The organism is Pseudomonas sp. 21LCFQ010, assembly GCF_024129905.1.
Classification (GTDB): domain Bacteria; phylum Pseudomonadota; class Gammaproteobacteria; order Pseudomonadales; family Pseudomonadaceae; genus Aquipseudomonas.
In genome coordinates this window covers 92,454-108,257 of the sequence record NZ_JAMYDZ010000019.1, presented here as the reverse complement: position 1 = coordinate 108,257, position 15,804 = coordinate 92,454, and the positions used below count along the sequence as shown (strand labels likewise).

Below are 15,804 nucleotides of genomic sequence, written 5' to 3'. Positions count from 1 at the left end.
TACTGCCGCTATTTACCTAAGCATCTCTGACTCGTCGCGAAAACGTAGCAAAGGTTGTAGGAAATTCAGAAACACGTGTGTTTTATCCAGCGCCACCCGACGGGACGCTATAAAAGGCCGATGATTTGATGATTTCCGGCATTGCTCTACTGACGCCGCTTCAAGGGACGCTCTTCAGGGACTTTCAATAGTCCGTATCCTCTAGGGGTGAAACACCTTGGCCAAGATTCTCGTAGTTACATCCGGCAAGGGTGGTGTGGGCAAGACCACCACCAGCGCCGCCATCGGTACCGGCCTCGCACTGCGCGGCCACAAGACCGTGATCGTCGACTTCGACGTCGGTCTGCGTAACCTCGACCTGATCATGGGCTGCGAACGCCGCGTGGTTTACGACTTCGTCAACGTCGTCAACAACGAAGCCAACCTGCAGCAGGCGCTGATCAAGGACAAGAAGATCGAAAACCTGTACGTGCTGGCAGCCAGCCAGACCCGCGACAAGGAAGCCCTGACCAAAGACGGCGTCGAACGCGTGCTCAACGAGTTGCGCCAGTCCTTCGAATACATCGTCTGCGACTCGCCGGCCGGCATCGAAACCGGTGCCCACCTGGCCATGTACTTCGCCGACGAAGCCATTGTGGTCACCAACCCTGAAGTGTCTTCGGTCCGTGACTCCGACCGCATGCTGGGCCTGCTGGCCAGCAAATCGCGCCGCGCCGAAAACGGCGAAGACCCGATCAAGGAACACCTGCTGCTGACCCGCTACAATCCGGAGCGCGTCAGCAAGGGCGAAATGCTCGGCGTGGATGACGTCAAGGAAATTCTGGCAGTGACCCTGCTGGGCGTGATTCCTGAATCCCAGGCCGTGCTCAAAGCGTCCAACCAGGGTGTTCCCGTGATCCTCGATGAACAGAGCGACGCCGGCCAGGCTTACAGTGATGCCGTCGACCGCCTGCTTGGCAAGGACCGGGAACATCGCTTCCTGGATGAGAAAAAGAAAGGATTCTTTGAACGTCTGTTCGGGGGTTAACGCATGAATATTTTTGACTTCTTTCGTGACCGCAAGAAAGCCAGCAGCGCTTCGGTTGCGAAGGAGCGTCTGCAGATCATCGTGGCGCACGAGCGCGGCCAACGCGGTAACAGCACCCCCGACTACCTGCCTGCGTTGCAGAAGGAACTCGTGGAAGTGATCCGCAAATACGTCAACATCGAGTCCGATCAAGTGCAGGTCGCTCTGGAAAACCAGGGTAGCTGCTCGATTCTGGAACTCAACGTCACCCTGCCCGATCGCTGATCCGGCAGTCGCCAGCGGCGCAACCGGCAACCCTCATCCGTCGAGGGTCGCTGCTTGCGCCGCTGGCGTTTTTCATAGCGTACCGAGGCCGTCTACCCGCATGCCGTTGTCGAATATCCGCATCCTCCATCAGGACAGTGCCGTCCTGGTAATCGATAAGCCCACGCTTCTGTTGTCGGTTCCTGGCCGCGCCGAAGACAACAAGGACTGCCTGATTACCCGCCTGCAGGAAAACGGTTACCCCGAGGCCCGCATCGTGCATCGCCTGGACTGGGAAACCTCCGGCATCATCCTGCTGGCCCGTGATGCCGACAGCCACCGCGAACTGTCGCGGCAGTTTCACGACCGCGAAACCGAGAAAGCCTACACCGCGTTGTGCTGGGGCCAGCCGGCGCTGGACAGCGGCAGCATTGACCTGCCGCTGCGCTACGACCCGCCGACCAAACCGCGCCATGTGGTGGACCACGAGCATGGCAAACACGCCCTGACGTTCTGGAAGGTCCTCGAGCGGGCCGTTGACCATTGCCGCGTCGAACTGACTCCGATCACCGGCCGCTCGCACCAGTTGCGTGTGCACATGCTGTCGATCGGTCATCCACTGCTCGGTGACGGCCTGTATGCCCACCCGCAAGCACTGGCGGCGTATCCACGCCTGTGCCTGCATGCCAGCATGCTGAGCTTCACCCACCCGGTCAGCGGCGAGCGGTTACGCTTCGAGTGCCCGGCACCGTTCTGAGATTTTGTCACGTACCCGTAGGAGCCGCTTTAGCGGCGAAGGCTACCGCCTTCGCGAGCACACTCGTTCCTACAAGCGCCATATTGCCAGCCAATGCGTTAAACTCGCGCCATTGCTGTCTGGAGTGACTTATGCGTGAAGAGTTGAACAAGGGCCTGATCGACTTCCTCAAGGCCTCGCCTACCCCGTTCCATGCCACCGCGACCCTGGTGCAACATCTGGAGGCCGGTGGCTTCCAGCGCCTGGACGAGCGTGACACCTGGGCCGTCGAGGCTGGCGGCCGCTATTACGTGACCCGCAATGACTCATCCGTCGTCGCCTGGCGCATGGGCCGCCACTCACCGCTGATCAGCGGCATCCGCATGGTCGGCGCGCACACCGACAGCCCGTGCCTGCGGGTCAAGCCACAGCCGGAGCTACAACGCCAGGGCTTCTGGCAACTGGGTGTGGAAGTCTACGGCGGCGCGTTGCTTGCCCCCTGGTTCGACCGCGACCTGTCGCTGGCCGGGCGTGTGACCTTCCGCCGTGACGGCAAGGTCGAGAGTCAGCTGGTCAATTTCAAACAGCCGATTGCGGTGATCCCCAACCTGGCGATTCACCTCAACCGTACCGCCAACGAAGGCTGGCAGATCAACCCGCAGATCGAGCTGCCACCGATTCTCGCCCAGGTGGCCGGTGATGAACGCCCGGACTTCCGCGCCTTGCTCACCGATCAACTGGCCCGTGAGCACGATCTCAATGCCGACGTGGTGCTCGACTACGAGCTGAGCTTCTACGACACCCAGAGCGCCGCGGTGATTGGCCTCAATGGTGACTTCATCGCCGGTGCGCGGCTGGACAACCTGCTGTCGTGCTACGCCGGCCTGCAGGCGCTGCTGGGCAGCGACAGCGAGGAAACCTGCCTGTTGGTCTGTACCGATCACGAGGAAATCGGTTCGGCTTCAGCCTGTGGCGCCGACGGGCCGATGCTGGAGCAGATCGTTCAGCGGCTGGTCAGTGATCATGAAGATTACGTGCGCACGATCCAGCGCTCGCTGTTGATCTCTGCCGACAATGCCCATGGCGTGCACCCTAACTATGCCGACAAGCATGATGGCAATCATGGTCCCAAGCTCAATGCCGGCCCGGTAATCAAGGTCAACAATAACCAGCGCTACGCGACCAATAGTGAAACAGCCGGTTTTTTCCGTCATCTGTGCATGGCGGTGGAAGTGCCGGTGCAGAGTTTCGTGGTACGCAGTGATATGGGCTGTGGTTCGACCATCGGGCCGATCACTGCCAGTCATCTGGGTATTCGCACGGTAGATATTGGCTTGCCGACCTTTGCGATGCATTCGATTCGCGAGCTGGCGGGCAGTCATGATCTGGCGCACCTGGTCAAAGTCCTGGGCGCGTTCTACACCAGTAACGAGTTGCCTTGACCATTGACGGCCTTCGCCCGCAGGAGCGGCTAGCCGCGAAAAGGCGTGATCTGCGCAGCGATAGAAAATCCTTTTTCGCGGTTTCTGGACTGCAGGTTTCGCCCTGCTGGGCGAGTTACTTTGGGGGTCAGTTCAGCGCTTGCCACGGCTAGTCCCGCTTCAAGCGGGATTCCCTCACTCCGGCGCCGACTTGGCGGTCGGCGTCGTCTATGCCATCCCGGCTCGAAGAGCAAAAGCAGAAGCTTAACGCCAGTGGCAGCAGCTCCTTCAGTCCCCACCCATCACCGCACTGACCCGTATCGCATCATGCCGCCAGTATTCCAGGTCGCAGTCGATCAGTCGTCCGTTACGGTCATGATTGACTCTGGCGATGCACAGCCCAGGCGTGCCGATCGAGACTTTCAGTGCAGCGGCGGCTTCGGCATGCAGGGCGGTGGGTGACAGTTCGAAGTTGACCCGCCCGTATTGCAACCCATAGCGCTCGGTATAAAGCTCGGTCAGTGATTGGCTCAGGTCACAGTCGAGGATGCCGGGGAAGCACTCGGGGCGCAGGTAGTGCTCCACATACAGCACCAGACGTTGATCGATGCGCCGGGCGCGGCAGATCTGAATCACACTGGACAACGCCGGCAGTTGCAGCCGCTGGCAGATGACAGCCGAAGCCGGTTGCAGGCGGGCCGAGAGCAGTTGGGTATGCGCCTGCCGTCCCTGGGCGCTGACCATGGCATGAAAGTGGCTGCGGCTGTTGAGGTCATAGGCCAGGCGTGGCGGCGAGATGAACCAGCCGCGGCGTTCTTCCCGGTAGATCAATCCTTGAGCTTCCAGTTGCAACAAGGCCTCGCGCAGGGTAATGCGCGTGGTGGCGAATACTTCGCTGAGTCGTCGCTCTGCCGGCAGCTTGCTGCCCGGCGGCAGCAGGCCGCTCTCAATCTGCTCCTGCAAGGCTTTGCCGATAGTGACAACGGCTCGTGGTTCATCGTCGCGCATTGAGCGTCCTGAATGGTCTAGTCCAGCGCCATAAGTGAGCACCAGAGCCTTCTGGCATCTGGCTCGATAGCCTAGTTCGCACAGATGACTGTCCTGTGACAATTGCTCGTCGAGGTCAGCCAAGACTAGATCACAATCTGTTGCAACACCTTGCCGATCAAGGGTTCAAGCTTGGTCTACGCTGTACACCCAGAGCGACCTGAGCAACGGATTTTTCCATTGCACACCCCATGCCGACACGAAAATGTCATGCAAGGCGCCTAATTTGGCTCAGGTATTGCTGATCTAGACCAAGACCACCCTCTTGCCGCATGTGCATCAAGGAGCTTCGAATGAAACACCTTTTGTTGGCATCACTGCTGGGTTCGGCCATTGCCCTGAGCAACACGGCCTTCGCGAACACTGATCTGAAATCCCTGGAAGACGCCGCCCGTGCCGAAGGCGCGGTCAACAGCGTCGGCATGCCTGATGACTGGGCCAACTGGAAAGGCACCTGGGCTGACCTGACCGCCAAGTACGGCCTCAAGCACAGCGATACCGACATGAGTTCGGCCCAGGAAGTGGCCAAGTTCGATGCCGAGAAAGACAACGCCAGCGCCGACATCGGTGACGTGGGCGCCGCCTTCGGCCCGATCGCCACGGCCAAGGGCGTGACCCAGCCTTACAAGCCGAGCACCTGGGAGCAGGTACCGGACTGGGCCAAGGACAAGGACGGCCACTGGGCGCTGGCCTACACCGGCACCATCGCGTTTATCGTCAACAAGAACCTGCTGCACGGATCGGAAATTCCAAAAAGCTGGGCCGATCTGAAAACCGGCAAGTACAAGGTCTCCATCGGTGACGTCAGCACCGCCGCGCAAGCCACCAATGGTGTGCTGGCCGCCTCGTTTGCCTTCAAGGGCGACGAAACCAACATCGAGCCGGGCCTGCAACTGTTCACCGAACTGGCGAAGCAGAAGCGCCTGTCGCTGGCCAACCCGACCATCCAGACCATCGAGAAAGGTGAAATCGAAGTCGGGGTGGTCTGGGACTTCAACGGCCTGAGCTACAAAGCCAAGATGGCCAAACCCGATGACTACGTGGTGCTGATTCCGTCCGATGGCTCGGTGATTTCCGGTTACACCACGATCATCAACAAATACGCCAAGCACCCCAATGCAGCCAAGCTGACCCGTGAGTACATCTTCAGTGATGCCGGGCAGATCAACCTGGCCAAGGGCAACGCCCGGCCAATCCGCGCCGAGCACATCACCCTGCCGGACGAGGTCAAGGCCAAGCTGCTGCCCAACGAGCAGTACAAGCACGTGACACCGATCAAGAACCCCGATGCCTGGGAAAAAACCTCCAAGGCCTTGCCGCAAAAGTGGAACGAGCAAGTCATCATCGAGATGAATTGACCGACCCACGGTAGGAGCGGCCGGGCGGCGATCCGCTTTAGCCGCGAATGGGCCGAGACAGACGCTGCATCTTAAGCGCCTGGAATATTGCCTTCGCGAGCAAGCTCGCTCCTACCTTATTTCACCCTCTGGGAGCGTCTGACTTGAAGTCTCTTTCCCGCGGGCAATGGCTGGCGCTGTTATGCCTGCTACCCTTCGCCCTGTTTTTCATCGTGTTCCAGATCGCGCCGCTGGCCTGGGTTGCGATCCATAGCCTGCAGTCGGACAACGGCTGGGGGCTGGATAATTTCGCCAAGGTGTTCAACTCACGGTTTTATCGTCAGGCGATCCAGTTCAGCCTGGAGATCAGCTTCTGGTCGAGCCTGTTCGGCATCGTCATTGCGCTGATTGGCGCCTGGTCGCTGCGTCAGGTCGACTCAAGGCTGCGCGACTTCGTCAGTGCCTTTGCCAACATGACCAGCAACTTCACCGGCGTGCCGCTGGCCTTCGCGTTCATCATCCTGCTGGGCTTCAACGGTGCCGTGACCCTGATGCTCAAACAGGCCGGGATCATCGATGACTTCAGCCTGTACTCCAAGACCGGGCTGATCATTGTCTACACCTATTTCCAGATTCCTCTGGGCGTGCTGCTGCTCTACCCGGCCTTCGATGCGCTGCGCGAAGACTGGGCCGAGTCGGCGGCGCTGCTCGGTGCCAGCCCCTGGCAGTTCTGGCGGCATATCGGCCTGCCGGTGCTGACCCCGGCGCTGCTGGGCACCTTCGTGATTCTGCTGGCCAACGCGCTGGGCGCCTACGCCACGGTGTATGCCCTGACCACGGGCAACTTCAACGTGCTGCCGATCCGCATCGCCGCGCTGGTGGCCGGTGACATCACCCTCGACCCCAATACCGCCAGCGCCCTGGCGATGATCCTGGTCGGGCTCATGACCCTGGTGACCGTGGTGCATCAATGGCTGCTGAGAAGGAGCTACCATGTCGCGCGCTGAGAAAGGCTCTTCACAACAACAGGCCAGCCTGTATCACCGTGCGGTGGTGTGGTTGCTGTTTTTGATCCTGCTGCTGCCGCTGGCCGGCACGTTCCTGTACTCCATCTCAACCAGCTGGTCGGCCACCGTGCTGCCCAGCGGCCTGACCTTCAAGTGGTACCTGGCGTTGTGGAGCGACGCGCGGTTTCTGACCGCCTTCGCCCAGTCGCTGCTGGTCTGCGTCGGCGCCCTGCTGCTGTCGGTGCTGTTGATTCTGCCGCTGCTGTTCGTGGTGCATTACCACTTCCCGCGGCTGGACGGGCTGATGAACATCCTGATCCTGCTGCCCTTTGCCGTGCCACCGGTGGTGTCGTCGGTGGGGCTGCTACAGCTGTATGGCTCCGGGCCAATGGCCATGGTCGGTACGCCGTGGATCCTGATCGGTTGTTACTTCACCATCGCCCTGCCCTTCATGTACCGGGCCATCACCAACAACCTGCAGGCGATCAACCTCATCGACCTGATGGACGCCGCCCGGCTGTTGGGCGCCAATACCTGGCAGGCGGCGTTTCTGGTGGTGTTGCCCAACCTGCGCAAGGGCCTGATGGTCGCCCTGCTGCTGTCGTTCTCTTTTCTGTTCGGCGAATTCGTGTTTGCCAACCTGCTGGTCGGCACCCGCTATGAAACCTTGCAGGTGTACCTGAACAACATGCGCAACAGCAGCGGCCACTTCAACAGTGCCTTGGTGGTTTCCTATTTTGTCTTCGTGCTGGCACTGACCTGGGTCGCCAACCGACTGAACAAGGACAAGAGCTGACATGAGTTTTATCAGTATCGAAAAGCTGCAAAAGAGCTACACCGGCACGCCTGTGTTCAGCGACATCAACCTGCACATAGACAAAGGGGAGTTCATTACCCTGCTCGGCCCGTCCGGGTGTGGCAAGTCGACGCTGCTGCGCTGCATTGCCGGGCTGACACCGGTGGACAGCGGGCGCATCCTGCTCGACGGCCAGGACCTGGTGCCGCAAACCCCGCAAAAGCGCAACATCGGCATGGTGTTCCAGAGCTACGCGCTGTTCCCCAACATGAGCGTGGAGCAGAACGTCGCCTTCGGCCTGCGCATGCAGAAGGTCAGCGCTGACGACAGCCAACGCCGGGTCAGTGAAATTTTGCAGTTGGTCGAACTGCAGGATTTTGCCAAACGCTACCCACACCAGTTGTCCGGCGGCCAATGCCAGCGGGTGGCCCTGGCCCGTTCGCTGGTGACCCGCCCGCGCCTGCTGCTGCTCGATGAGCCGCTGTCGGCACTGGATGCACGGATTCGCAAACACCTGCGTGAACAGATCCGCGCCATCCAGCGTGAGCTGGGCCTGACCACGATCTTCGTCACCCATGACCAGGAAGAAGCCCTGACCATGTCGGACCGCATCGTGCTGATGAACCAGGGCCAGATCGTCCAGAGCGGCGACGCCGAAACCCTCTACACCGCGCCGGTGGATGCCTTCGCTGCGGGCTTTATCGGCAACTACAACCTGCTCGACGCCCAGACCGCCAGCCGCCTGCTGCAACGCCCGGTCGACAGCCGCATTGCCATTCGCCCGGAGGCCATCGAACTGAGCAGCAGCGGCGAGCTGGCCGGCGAAATCGTCAGCCACAGCCTGCTGGGCAACGTGATCCGTTACCGCGTGCAGGTCAACGGCGTGGCGCTGGTGGTCGACGTGCTCAACCGCTCGGCGGCGGACCTGCAACCCGACGGGCAGGCAGTGGGGCTGAACATCGAACCCGCCGCGATTCGCCATCTGCAGTAGGAGCGAGCTTGCTGGCGAAAAAATCAGCCCTGACGCAACATCTCTGGCGTCTGGACGACAGCTTTCGCGACCAAGGTCGCTCCCACAAGGTACAGTGTCGCCATCACGCTCATAAAGGACCCTATCAATGCCCGTAGCGATTTTCGATCTGGACGAAACCCTCATCGATGGTGACTGCTCCACCTTATGGTGCGAGCAGATGGGCCGCCTGGGCTGGGTCGACCCGGCCTCGTTCATGCGCCGCAACGACGAGATGATGGAGGCCTACAAAGCAGGTGAACTGGCCATGGAGGACTACATGGCGTTCAGCCTGGAGCCAATGGCTGGCCGTACTCCTGAAGAGATCGAACATTTGGTCGGCCCCTGGGTCGAGGACTTCATTGAGCCGATCATCTTTTCCGATGCCTGCAAGGCCATCGCCGAACACCGCGCAAAAGGCGACCGGATTCTGGTGATCTCTGCCTCCGGCGTGCATCTGGTGGCACCGATCGCCGAGCGCCTGGGTATCGATGAAGTGCTGGCCATTGATCTGGACATACAGCATGGTCATTACAGCGGCGCCACAACCGGCGTGCTGACCTACCAGCAAGGCAAGGTCACCCGCCTGCTGGAATGGCTCGACGCCGAAGGCGAGAACCTTGAAGGCGCCAGTTTCTATTCCGATTCACGCAACGACCTGCCGCTGTTGTTGACGGTCGATCACCCGCAGGTGGTCAACCCTGACCCGGTGCTGCTGGCCCACGCGCAACAGGCCGGCTGGCCGGTACATCGCTGGAAGTGACATCTGCCCCGTCCTGAAGGACGGGGACTGTTGTGCATATGGGTGAAGACGGCTGCGCAGGCTATTGCCTTTCAAGCAACCAACGGCGTGCACCTGAAACAAATACGGGCTTTTCATCGCTCCGTGCGGTGTTCACCGTATGGAATATTTCCAGCGTTCGGCCATTGCGCACGAAAAACCACAGTTCGCTCTTACCGCTTTTTTCCAGCCACAGGCTGTCGTTGGCGCCGCTCATGCTTGCACAATCGCCGCCCAGGCACAGCTGATAGCGCTCGTTGTCAGCCAACCCCTGGACCCGACCATCAGGCAAGAAACGGACGAACCTACCTTGGCCCTCACCACTGACAATACTCCATGAGCCATCCAGGTAAGCGCTGTTCAGTGCCTGTATGAAACGGCTACCGGGCTGGGCATCTGCCAACCCGGTGGATTTACTGAAGCGCTGTGGCGGACCATATAGGCTCTGTGTCTGAAACAGCTGCCCCTGATCGACACGCAGCTCTACGACGTTGACACCATCGAGGCGCACATCGAGTTGGTTGTCGACCGCACGGGTGATAATGCCTTCGCCTCGTTCGATAGCGCTGACAAAAACCGCTCGACCGCTGTGAGTGTTGATATGCCACTCCATGATCGAATCGTTGGCCCACAACGCCCGTCGCAGTGTGTGACTGCCGACGGCGGCATTGATGGCCGCCTGGTTGATCCAGACGCCATCAGAATTGCGCTCTGGGTGCACAGCACAACTACTCAATAATGCGAGCAGTAATGAGAGGCCAAGTAATCGATGCATGACAGAACTCCTGACTAACGGTGACGCAGGCCCGGACTGCCATTGCATGGCTGCTCAAGCGGAGTGAAAGAAGGCTGCCATTCGACAGAGTCCGCCTAAAAAAGTCGGCCAGACGACACGTCAAACAATGTAGGTCTTTTCCTTGTTTATGCAGGTACGGGGGATATCCAGGCTCACCAGCTGTAGCGCAGCCCCAGATTCATGCCCCAAGGCGGCGCGATATGCTCGCCATGGCTGCAATCGGCATCGGCATATACCTGTAGCGCGTCATTTCATTGCACCGCGGCTGCGAGGCCCGGTTGGCCGCGGCGGCGGGCAGACACTACTAAACGTGCGCCCCTCATCGCAGGCATCATCACCTTCCTGCAAAATTCACTGCCATACAGGTTGCGCAATATCAGGACGGGCAGCAAGAAAGTGGTCGGCGCACTGTGCTTGTTAAACACCTGAAACCATCCTCACAGGTGCTCGCCACCGTCTTGGGAAGAACGGGGGCGAGCGCTGTCGTACATGACCGGGTCAGCTCAGGCTGCCATCAATGATCAGCACCAGTTTGCCCGACACCTGGTTGCCGGCAAGCTCTTCGAAAGCCGCCTGGGCCTGTTCGATCGGGTAAGTCCGCGCCAGTTGCGGGCTGAGCCGGCCTTCGGCGAACAGCGGCCAGACCTGCTGGCCGAGGTCGCTGAGCAAGTCGGCCTTGAACTGATCATCGCGGCTGCGCAGGGTCGAGCCCAGCAACTGAATACGCTTGCCCAGCACGTGGGCCAGGTCGAGCTGGGCATGGCGCCCGCCCATCATGCCGATCAGCACCCAGCGACCGTCCTGGGCCAGCAGTTTGAGGTTGGCATTGGAATAATCTTCGCCACCGACCGGATCGAGGATCGCGTCAAACGGGCCAAGCGCTTTCAGCCCATCCAGACCTTCGCTGCGTAGCACACCGCCCTGGGCACCGAGCTGAACACAATAGTCCAGCCGCTCAGCGGAGCCGACACTGACCCAGACCGGGCTGCCAAAAGCCTTGCAGAGCTGAATCGCGGCTGAACCAACGCCACTTGCACCGGCGTGCAGCAAGACCTTTTCGCCAGGCTTGATGGCTGCCAGCTGGAACAGGTTCAGCCAGGCCGTGGCGTACACCTCCGGCAACGCTGCCGCTTCGGCCAGGCCCAGGTTTTCCGGGACCGGCAGAACATGGCGGGCATCGACCACCACCTCTTCAGCCATGCCGCCCCCGGCCAGCAGGGCGCAGACCCGGTCACCGACCTGCCAACTGCTGCCCGGCCCCACCTCGGCGATCACCCCGGCGCACTCCAGACCAAGTATTTCGCTGGCTCCAGGCGGTGGCGGGTACTTGCCTTCGCACTGCAGCAGGTCGGCGCGGTTGAGACCGGCAGCCGCCACCTTGATTCGTACTTGTCCTACATCGAGGGCTGGACTTGTGCTGTCAGCCCATTCCACATGTCCGTTAACGCCTTGCAATGCCTTCACAGTGCCTCCATAGTGAGTCAGGACTGAGCCCGCGGCCTATGCCGGGGGCTTTTGCATTATGCGACCGGGTCCATGGAACCGGCGATCTCTAAGACGGCCTAATATGCGTTATCAATTGTCTCCGCGTCGAATCAGCATGAAGCATTTTATTCCCAGTACGTTTCTATCAAGAAGCGCCCTCGCCCTGCTCATCGGCCTGGCCACCCTGCCGATGTCAGCCAGCACCTTTGCCGCCAACAGCTGGGACAAGCTTCAGCCTGATCGCGACGAAGTGATTGCCAGCCTGAATGTCGTGGAGCTGCTCAAGCGCCACCACTACAGCAAGCCGCCACTGGACGACAAGCGTTCGGTCATCATCTACAACAGCTACCTCAAGCTGCTCGACCCCTCGCGCAGCTACTTTCTGGCCAGCGACGTCGCCGAGTTCGACAAGTGGCAGACCCAGTTCGACGATTTTCTCAAAAGCGGCGACCTGAACGCCGGCTTCACCATCTACAAGCGCTACCTCGACCGCAGCAAGTCGCGCATGGACTTTGCCCTGGCTGAACTGAACAAGGGCGTCGACAAGCTCGACTTCAACGCCAAGGAAACCCTGCTGGTCGACCGCAAGGACGCGCCATGGCCGAAAACCGACGCCGAGATGGACGACTTGTGGCGCAAGCGCCTCAAGGATGAAGTCCTGCGCCTGAAGATCGCGGGCAAAGAACCGGCCAAGATTCAGGAGACCCTGACCAAGCGCTACAAGAACCAGCTGTCGCGCCTGAACCAGACCCGCGCCGAAGACATCTTCCAGGCGTACCTGAACTCCTTCGCGATGTCTTACGACCCGCACACCAACTACCTGTCACCTGACAGCGCAGAGAACTTCGACATCAACATGAGCCTGTCGCTCGAAGGCATCGGTGCGGTGCTGCAGAGCGACAGCGACAACGTCAAGATCGTGCGCCTGGTGCCGGCCGGTCCTGCGGCCAAGACCAAGCAGGTCTCGACCGCCGACAAGATCATCGGCGTCGCCCAGGGCGACAAGGAAATGGTCGACGTGATCGGCTGGCGTCTCGATGAGGTGGTCAAGCTGATTCGCGGCCCGAAAGGCTCGGTGGTGCGCCTGGAAATCATCCCGGCCAGCAATGCGCCGAACGACCAGACCAGCAAGGTGGTGTCGATCACCCGCGAAGCGGTCAAGCTTGAAGAGCAGGCGGCCAAGAAGTCGATCCTCAACCTCAAGCAGGACGGTCGCGACTACAAGCTCGGCGTCATCGAAATCCCGGCCTTCTACCTGGACTTCAAGGCCTACCGAGCTGGCGATCCGGAGTACAAGAGCACCACCCGTGACGTGAAGAAACTGCTCACCGAGCTGCAGGCCGAGAAGGTCGACGGTCTGGTACTGGACCTGCGCAACAACGGCGGTGGCTCGCTGCAGGAAGCCACTGAGCTGACCAGCCTGTTTATCGAGAAAGGCCCGACCGTGCTGGTGCGTAACGCCGACGGCAAGGTCGATGTGCTCGAAGACGAAGCCAAAGGCGCCTTCTATAAAGGCCCGATGGCGGTACTGGTCAACCGGCTCTCGGCTTCGGCTTCGGAGATCTTCGCCGGCGCCATGCAGGACTATCATCGCGCACTGATCATCGGTGGCCAGACCTTCGGCAAAGGCACCGTGCAGACCATCCAGCCGCTCAACCACGGCGAACTGAAGCTGACCCTGGCCAAGTTCTACCGGGTGTCCGGGCAAAGCACCCAGCACCAGGGTGTGGTGCCGGACATCACCTACCCGTCCTTGATCGACACCAAGGAAATCGGTGAAAGCGCTCTGCCTGAAGCCATGCCATGGGACAGCATCCCGCCGCGCATCCGCCCGGCAAGCGACCCATTCAAGCCGTTCCTGGCGCAGTTGCAGGCGCGCCATGACCAGCGCAAGGTCAAGGACGCCGAGTTCGTGTTCATCGAAGACCGTCTGGCCCTGGCCCGCAAGCTGATGAGCGAGAAGAGCGTCAGCCTTAACGAGATCGATCGTCGCGCCGAACACACCGCCATCGAGAATCAGCAACTGGCGCTGGAAAACACCCGACGCAAGGCCAAAGGCGAAGAACCGCTCAAGGAGCTGAAAAAGGAAGACGAAGAGGCGCTGCCAGTGGAAGACGAGAAGACCAAACCCGAGGATGACGCCTACCTGGCCGAAACCGGGCGCATCCTTATCGACTACCTGGGCCTGAGTGCCACGGTGGCGAAAAAGTGATAGAGGTCAGATGGCGATAGCATAGTGCCAATCTGTCATCATACAGTCATGAAACTGTCGTGAAATAAGGGTCTGCTGACAGCGTCAAGCAGACCCTTATTTTTTGCAGTCTTGCAGTAGAGATCGCCATGACCGTGACTGAACAACTGAGCGCCCTGGGTTCCATCCTGGCACAGGGTGATTTGCACAGCTTGTTCCAGCCCATCGTCATGCTTTCAGAGCGTCGCGTGCTGGGCTATGAAGCCCTGACCCGCGGCCCGTCCAACAGCCCCTTGCACTCGCCCATCAGCCTGTTCGCCGTGGCTCGCCAGGCCGGCCGCCTGAGCGAACTGGAACTGGCCTGCCGCGAGAGCGCATGCCGACGCTTCAGCCAGCAACAACTGCCGGGCAAACTGTTTCTCAACGTCTCCCCCGAGTCGCTGCTCGAAGCCTCGCATCCGCCGGGACGCACCCTGAAGATGCTGCAGCGCTACAACATCGAGCCGCAGAACGTGGTCATCGAGCTGACCGAGCAGACCCCCACTGACGACTTCGACCTGCTCTACAAGGCTTTGCACCACTACCGCGACATGGGCTTTTCGATTGCCCTGGACGATTTGGGCGCCGGCTATTCCAGCCTGCGGCTGTGGTCGGAGTTGCGCCCGGACTACGTGAAGATCGACCGGCACTTTATCGACGGCATTCATCAGGATGCCGTGAAGCGCGAATTCGTCGGCTCCATGCTGCAGATGGCCAAGGCCTCGCGGGCGACGGTGATCGCCGAAGGCATCGAACTGGCGGATGAACTGGCGGTACTCACCGAAATGGGCATCGATCTGGTTCAAGGTTATCTGCTGGCCCGTCCTCAGGAATGCCCGCCGCGTGATGCCGGGCGCATGCTGCCCAAGGCCGAAGCCGCGCTGGTGCCGCTCAACGAAGACAACGCCGACCTCAGCGTGCTGCTGATCGCCCAGGCGGCGGTCAGCAGTGACACGCCCACGGCAAAAGTGCTCGATGCCTTCCGCCAGCAAGCCAACCTCAACTCGGTGGCGGTGCTGGACGCCAATTCCCGGCCTTGCGGCATCGTGCATCGACACTCGCTTTCAGAAGCCCTGCTCAAGCCCTTTGCCACCGAACTGTTCGCCCGCAAGCCGATCAGCCGGTTGATGAGCGATGATTTTCTTGCCGTCGAGCTGAGCCAATCACTGCAACAGGTCAGCCGCCTGCTGACCAGCCGCGCCCGCCAGCGCATCGAAGAAGACTTTATCATCACCAGCAACGGCGCCTATCTGGGGCTGGGCCGGCTGATCGACGTGCTCAAACTGATCACCGAACAGAAGATCCAGCAAGCCCGTTACGCCAACCCGCTGACCTTGCTGCCCGGCAACGTACCGATCCAGCAATGCCTGACGCGGGTGCTGCAACAACAGCGCGAGGCGGTGATCTGCTACGTCGATATCGACAGTTTCAAGCCGTTCAACGATATCTACGGCTACGCGCGCGGTGACGAAGTGTTGCTCTGCCTGGCGCACTGTCTGAACGAACGTATCGACCCCAGCCGCGACTTCGTCGGGCATATCGGCGGTGACGATTTTCTGATGGTGCTGGGGGTGGAAGACTGGGAGAAACGCCTGCAGGTGCTGCTGGAGGACTTCCAGAATCAGTGCCGGCGCTTTTACCGCGCCGAGCACCTGCAAGCCGGCTGCTTCAACGCCTTGAACCGCCAGGGCGTGCGCCAGGAGTTTGCCCTGCTGTCGCTGTCGATCGGGGTGGTGTACCTGCGCGTGGAGGCCTGCGCGCAGATCGATGCCAGCCAGTTGGCGGACCTGGCGTCACAGGCCAAGCACTACGCCAAGGATGTGATCGGCGCCAGTATCCATTGCATCGATACCACGCGGGTTGAGGAGTTGAGTGGCATCTGAGCCGGA

General features: G+C 60.5%; 14 protein-coding genes. 11 read left to right on the top strand and 3 right to left on the bottom strand.

Going from position 1 to position 15,804, the window contains the following annotated elements; genetic code table 11:
- Positions 1-217: 217 nt before the first annotated feature.
- The 4 genes from minD to NJC38_RS20240 all read left to right on the top strand — a co-directional run bounded on the left by minD (position 218) and on the right by NJC38_RS20240 (position 3,448).
- Complete coding sequence (gene minD / locus NJC38_RS20255) at positions 218-1,027, top strand: septum site-determining protein MinD (RefSeq protein ID WP_045481444.1); 810 nt, start codon at positions 218-220, stop codon at positions 1,025-1,027.
- A gap of 3 nt (positions 1,028-1,030) precedes the next feature.
- The gene (gene minE, locus NJC38_RS20250; protein WP_045481448.1) at positions 1,031-1,291 is read left to right on the top strand and encodes a cell division topological specificity factor MinE; all 261 of its coding nucleotides are present in this window, start codon (positions 1,031-1,033) and stop codon (positions 1,289-1,291) included.
- 100 nt (positions 1,292-1,391) lie between these two features.
- Positions 1,392-2,027: a pseudouridine synthase gene (locus NJC38_RS20245; RefSeq protein WP_253116835.1), complete on the top strand. Its 636-nt coding sequence runs from the start codon at positions 1,392-1,394 to the stop codon at positions 2,025-2,027.
- Positions 2,028-2,158: 131 nt separating this feature from the next.
- Positions 2,159-3,448 carry a M18 family aminopeptidase gene (locus NJC38_RS20240; protein ID WP_045481454.1) on the top strand — a complete coding sequence of 430 codons (1,290 nt, stop codon included), beginning with the start codon at positions 2,159-2,161 and terminating at the stop codon, positions 3,446-3,448.
- Positions 3,449-3,715: 267 nt separating this feature from the next.
- On the opposite strand, the gene NJC38_RS20235 is transcribed toward NJC38_RS20240, so the two are convergent.
- A complete protein-coding gene (locus NJC38_RS20235) occupies positions 3,716-4,435 on the bottom strand; it encodes a UTRA domain-containing protein (RefSeq protein ID WP_045481456.1) in 720 nt (239 codons plus the stop codon).
- A gap of 332 nt (positions 4,436-4,767) precedes the next feature.
- Here NJC38_RS20235 and NJC38_RS20230 point away from each other — a divergent pair, with 332 nt between their 5' ends.
- From NJC38_RS20230 to NJC38_RS20210, 5 genes are all read left to right on the top strand, one after another.
- Positions 4,768-5,832 (top strand): ABC transporter substrate-binding protein, encoded by a 1,065-nt coding sequence (locus tag NJC38_RS20230; protein WP_253116833.1) that lies wholly within the window; start codon positions 4,768-4,770, stop codon positions 5,830-5,832.
- 143 nt (positions 5,833-5,975) lie between these two features.
- Positions 5,976-6,818, top strand: coding sequence for an ABC transporter permease subunit (locus NJC38_RS20225; protein ID WP_045481460.1), 843 nt, complete (start codon positions 5,976-5,978; stop codon positions 6,816-6,818).
- The gene (locus NJC38_RS20220) at positions 6,805-7,614 is read left to right on the top strand and encodes an ABC transporter permease (protein ID WP_045481463.1); all 810 of its coding nucleotides are present in this window, start codon (positions 6,805-6,807) and stop codon (positions 7,612-7,614) included. Before NJC38_RS20225 ends, NJC38_RS20220 begins: the two co-directional genes overlap by 14 nt.
- Position 7,615: 1 nt before the next feature.
- Complete coding sequence (locus NJC38_RS20215; RefSeq protein WP_253116831.1) at positions 7,616-8,605, top strand: ABC transporter ATP-binding protein; 990 nt, start codon at positions 7,616-7,618, stop codon at positions 8,603-8,605.
- 127 nt (positions 8,606-8,732) lie between these two features.
- Positions 8,733-9,386, top strand: a complete 654-nt coding sequence (locus tag NJC38_RS20210) for an HAD family hydrolase (protein ID WP_253116829.1) — start codon at positions 8,733-8,735, stop codon at positions 9,384-9,386.
- 61 nt (positions 9,387-9,447) lie between these two features.
- On the opposite strand, the gene NJC38_RS20205 is transcribed toward NJC38_RS20210, so the two are convergent.
- Together NJC38_RS20205 and NJC38_RS20200 are read right to left on the bottom strand one after the other, a co-directional pair.
- Positions 9,448-10,179, bottom strand: a complete 732-nt coding sequence (locus NJC38_RS20205) for a hypothetical protein (RefSeq protein ID WP_253116827.1) — start codon at positions 10,177-10,179, stop codon at positions 9,448-9,450.
- A 519-nt stretch (positions 10,180-10,698) separates the two neighbouring features.
- A complete protein-coding gene (locus NJC38_RS20200) occupies positions 10,699-11,664 on the bottom strand; it encodes an NAD(P)H-quinone oxidoreductase (protein ID WP_253116825.1) in 966 nt (321 codons plus the stop codon).
- 136 nt (positions 11,665-11,800) lie between these two features.
- Between NJC38_RS20200 and NJC38_RS20195 the strand changes: the two genes are divergently transcribed.
- Positions 11,801-13,897 carry a carboxy terminal-processing peptidase gene (locus tag NJC38_RS20195; protein WP_253116824.1) on the top strand — a complete coding sequence of 699 codons (2,097 nt, stop codon included), beginning with the start codon at positions 11,801-11,803 and terminating at the stop codon, positions 13,895-13,897.
- A gap of 128 nt (positions 13,898-14,025) precedes the next feature.
- Positions 14,026-15,798 (top strand): bifunctional diguanylate cyclase/phosphodiesterase, encoded by a 1,773-nt coding sequence (locus NJC38_RS20190; protein ID WP_253116822.1) that lies wholly within the window; start codon positions 14,026-14,028, stop codon positions 15,796-15,798.
- Positions 15,799-15,804 lie beyond the last annotated feature (6 nt).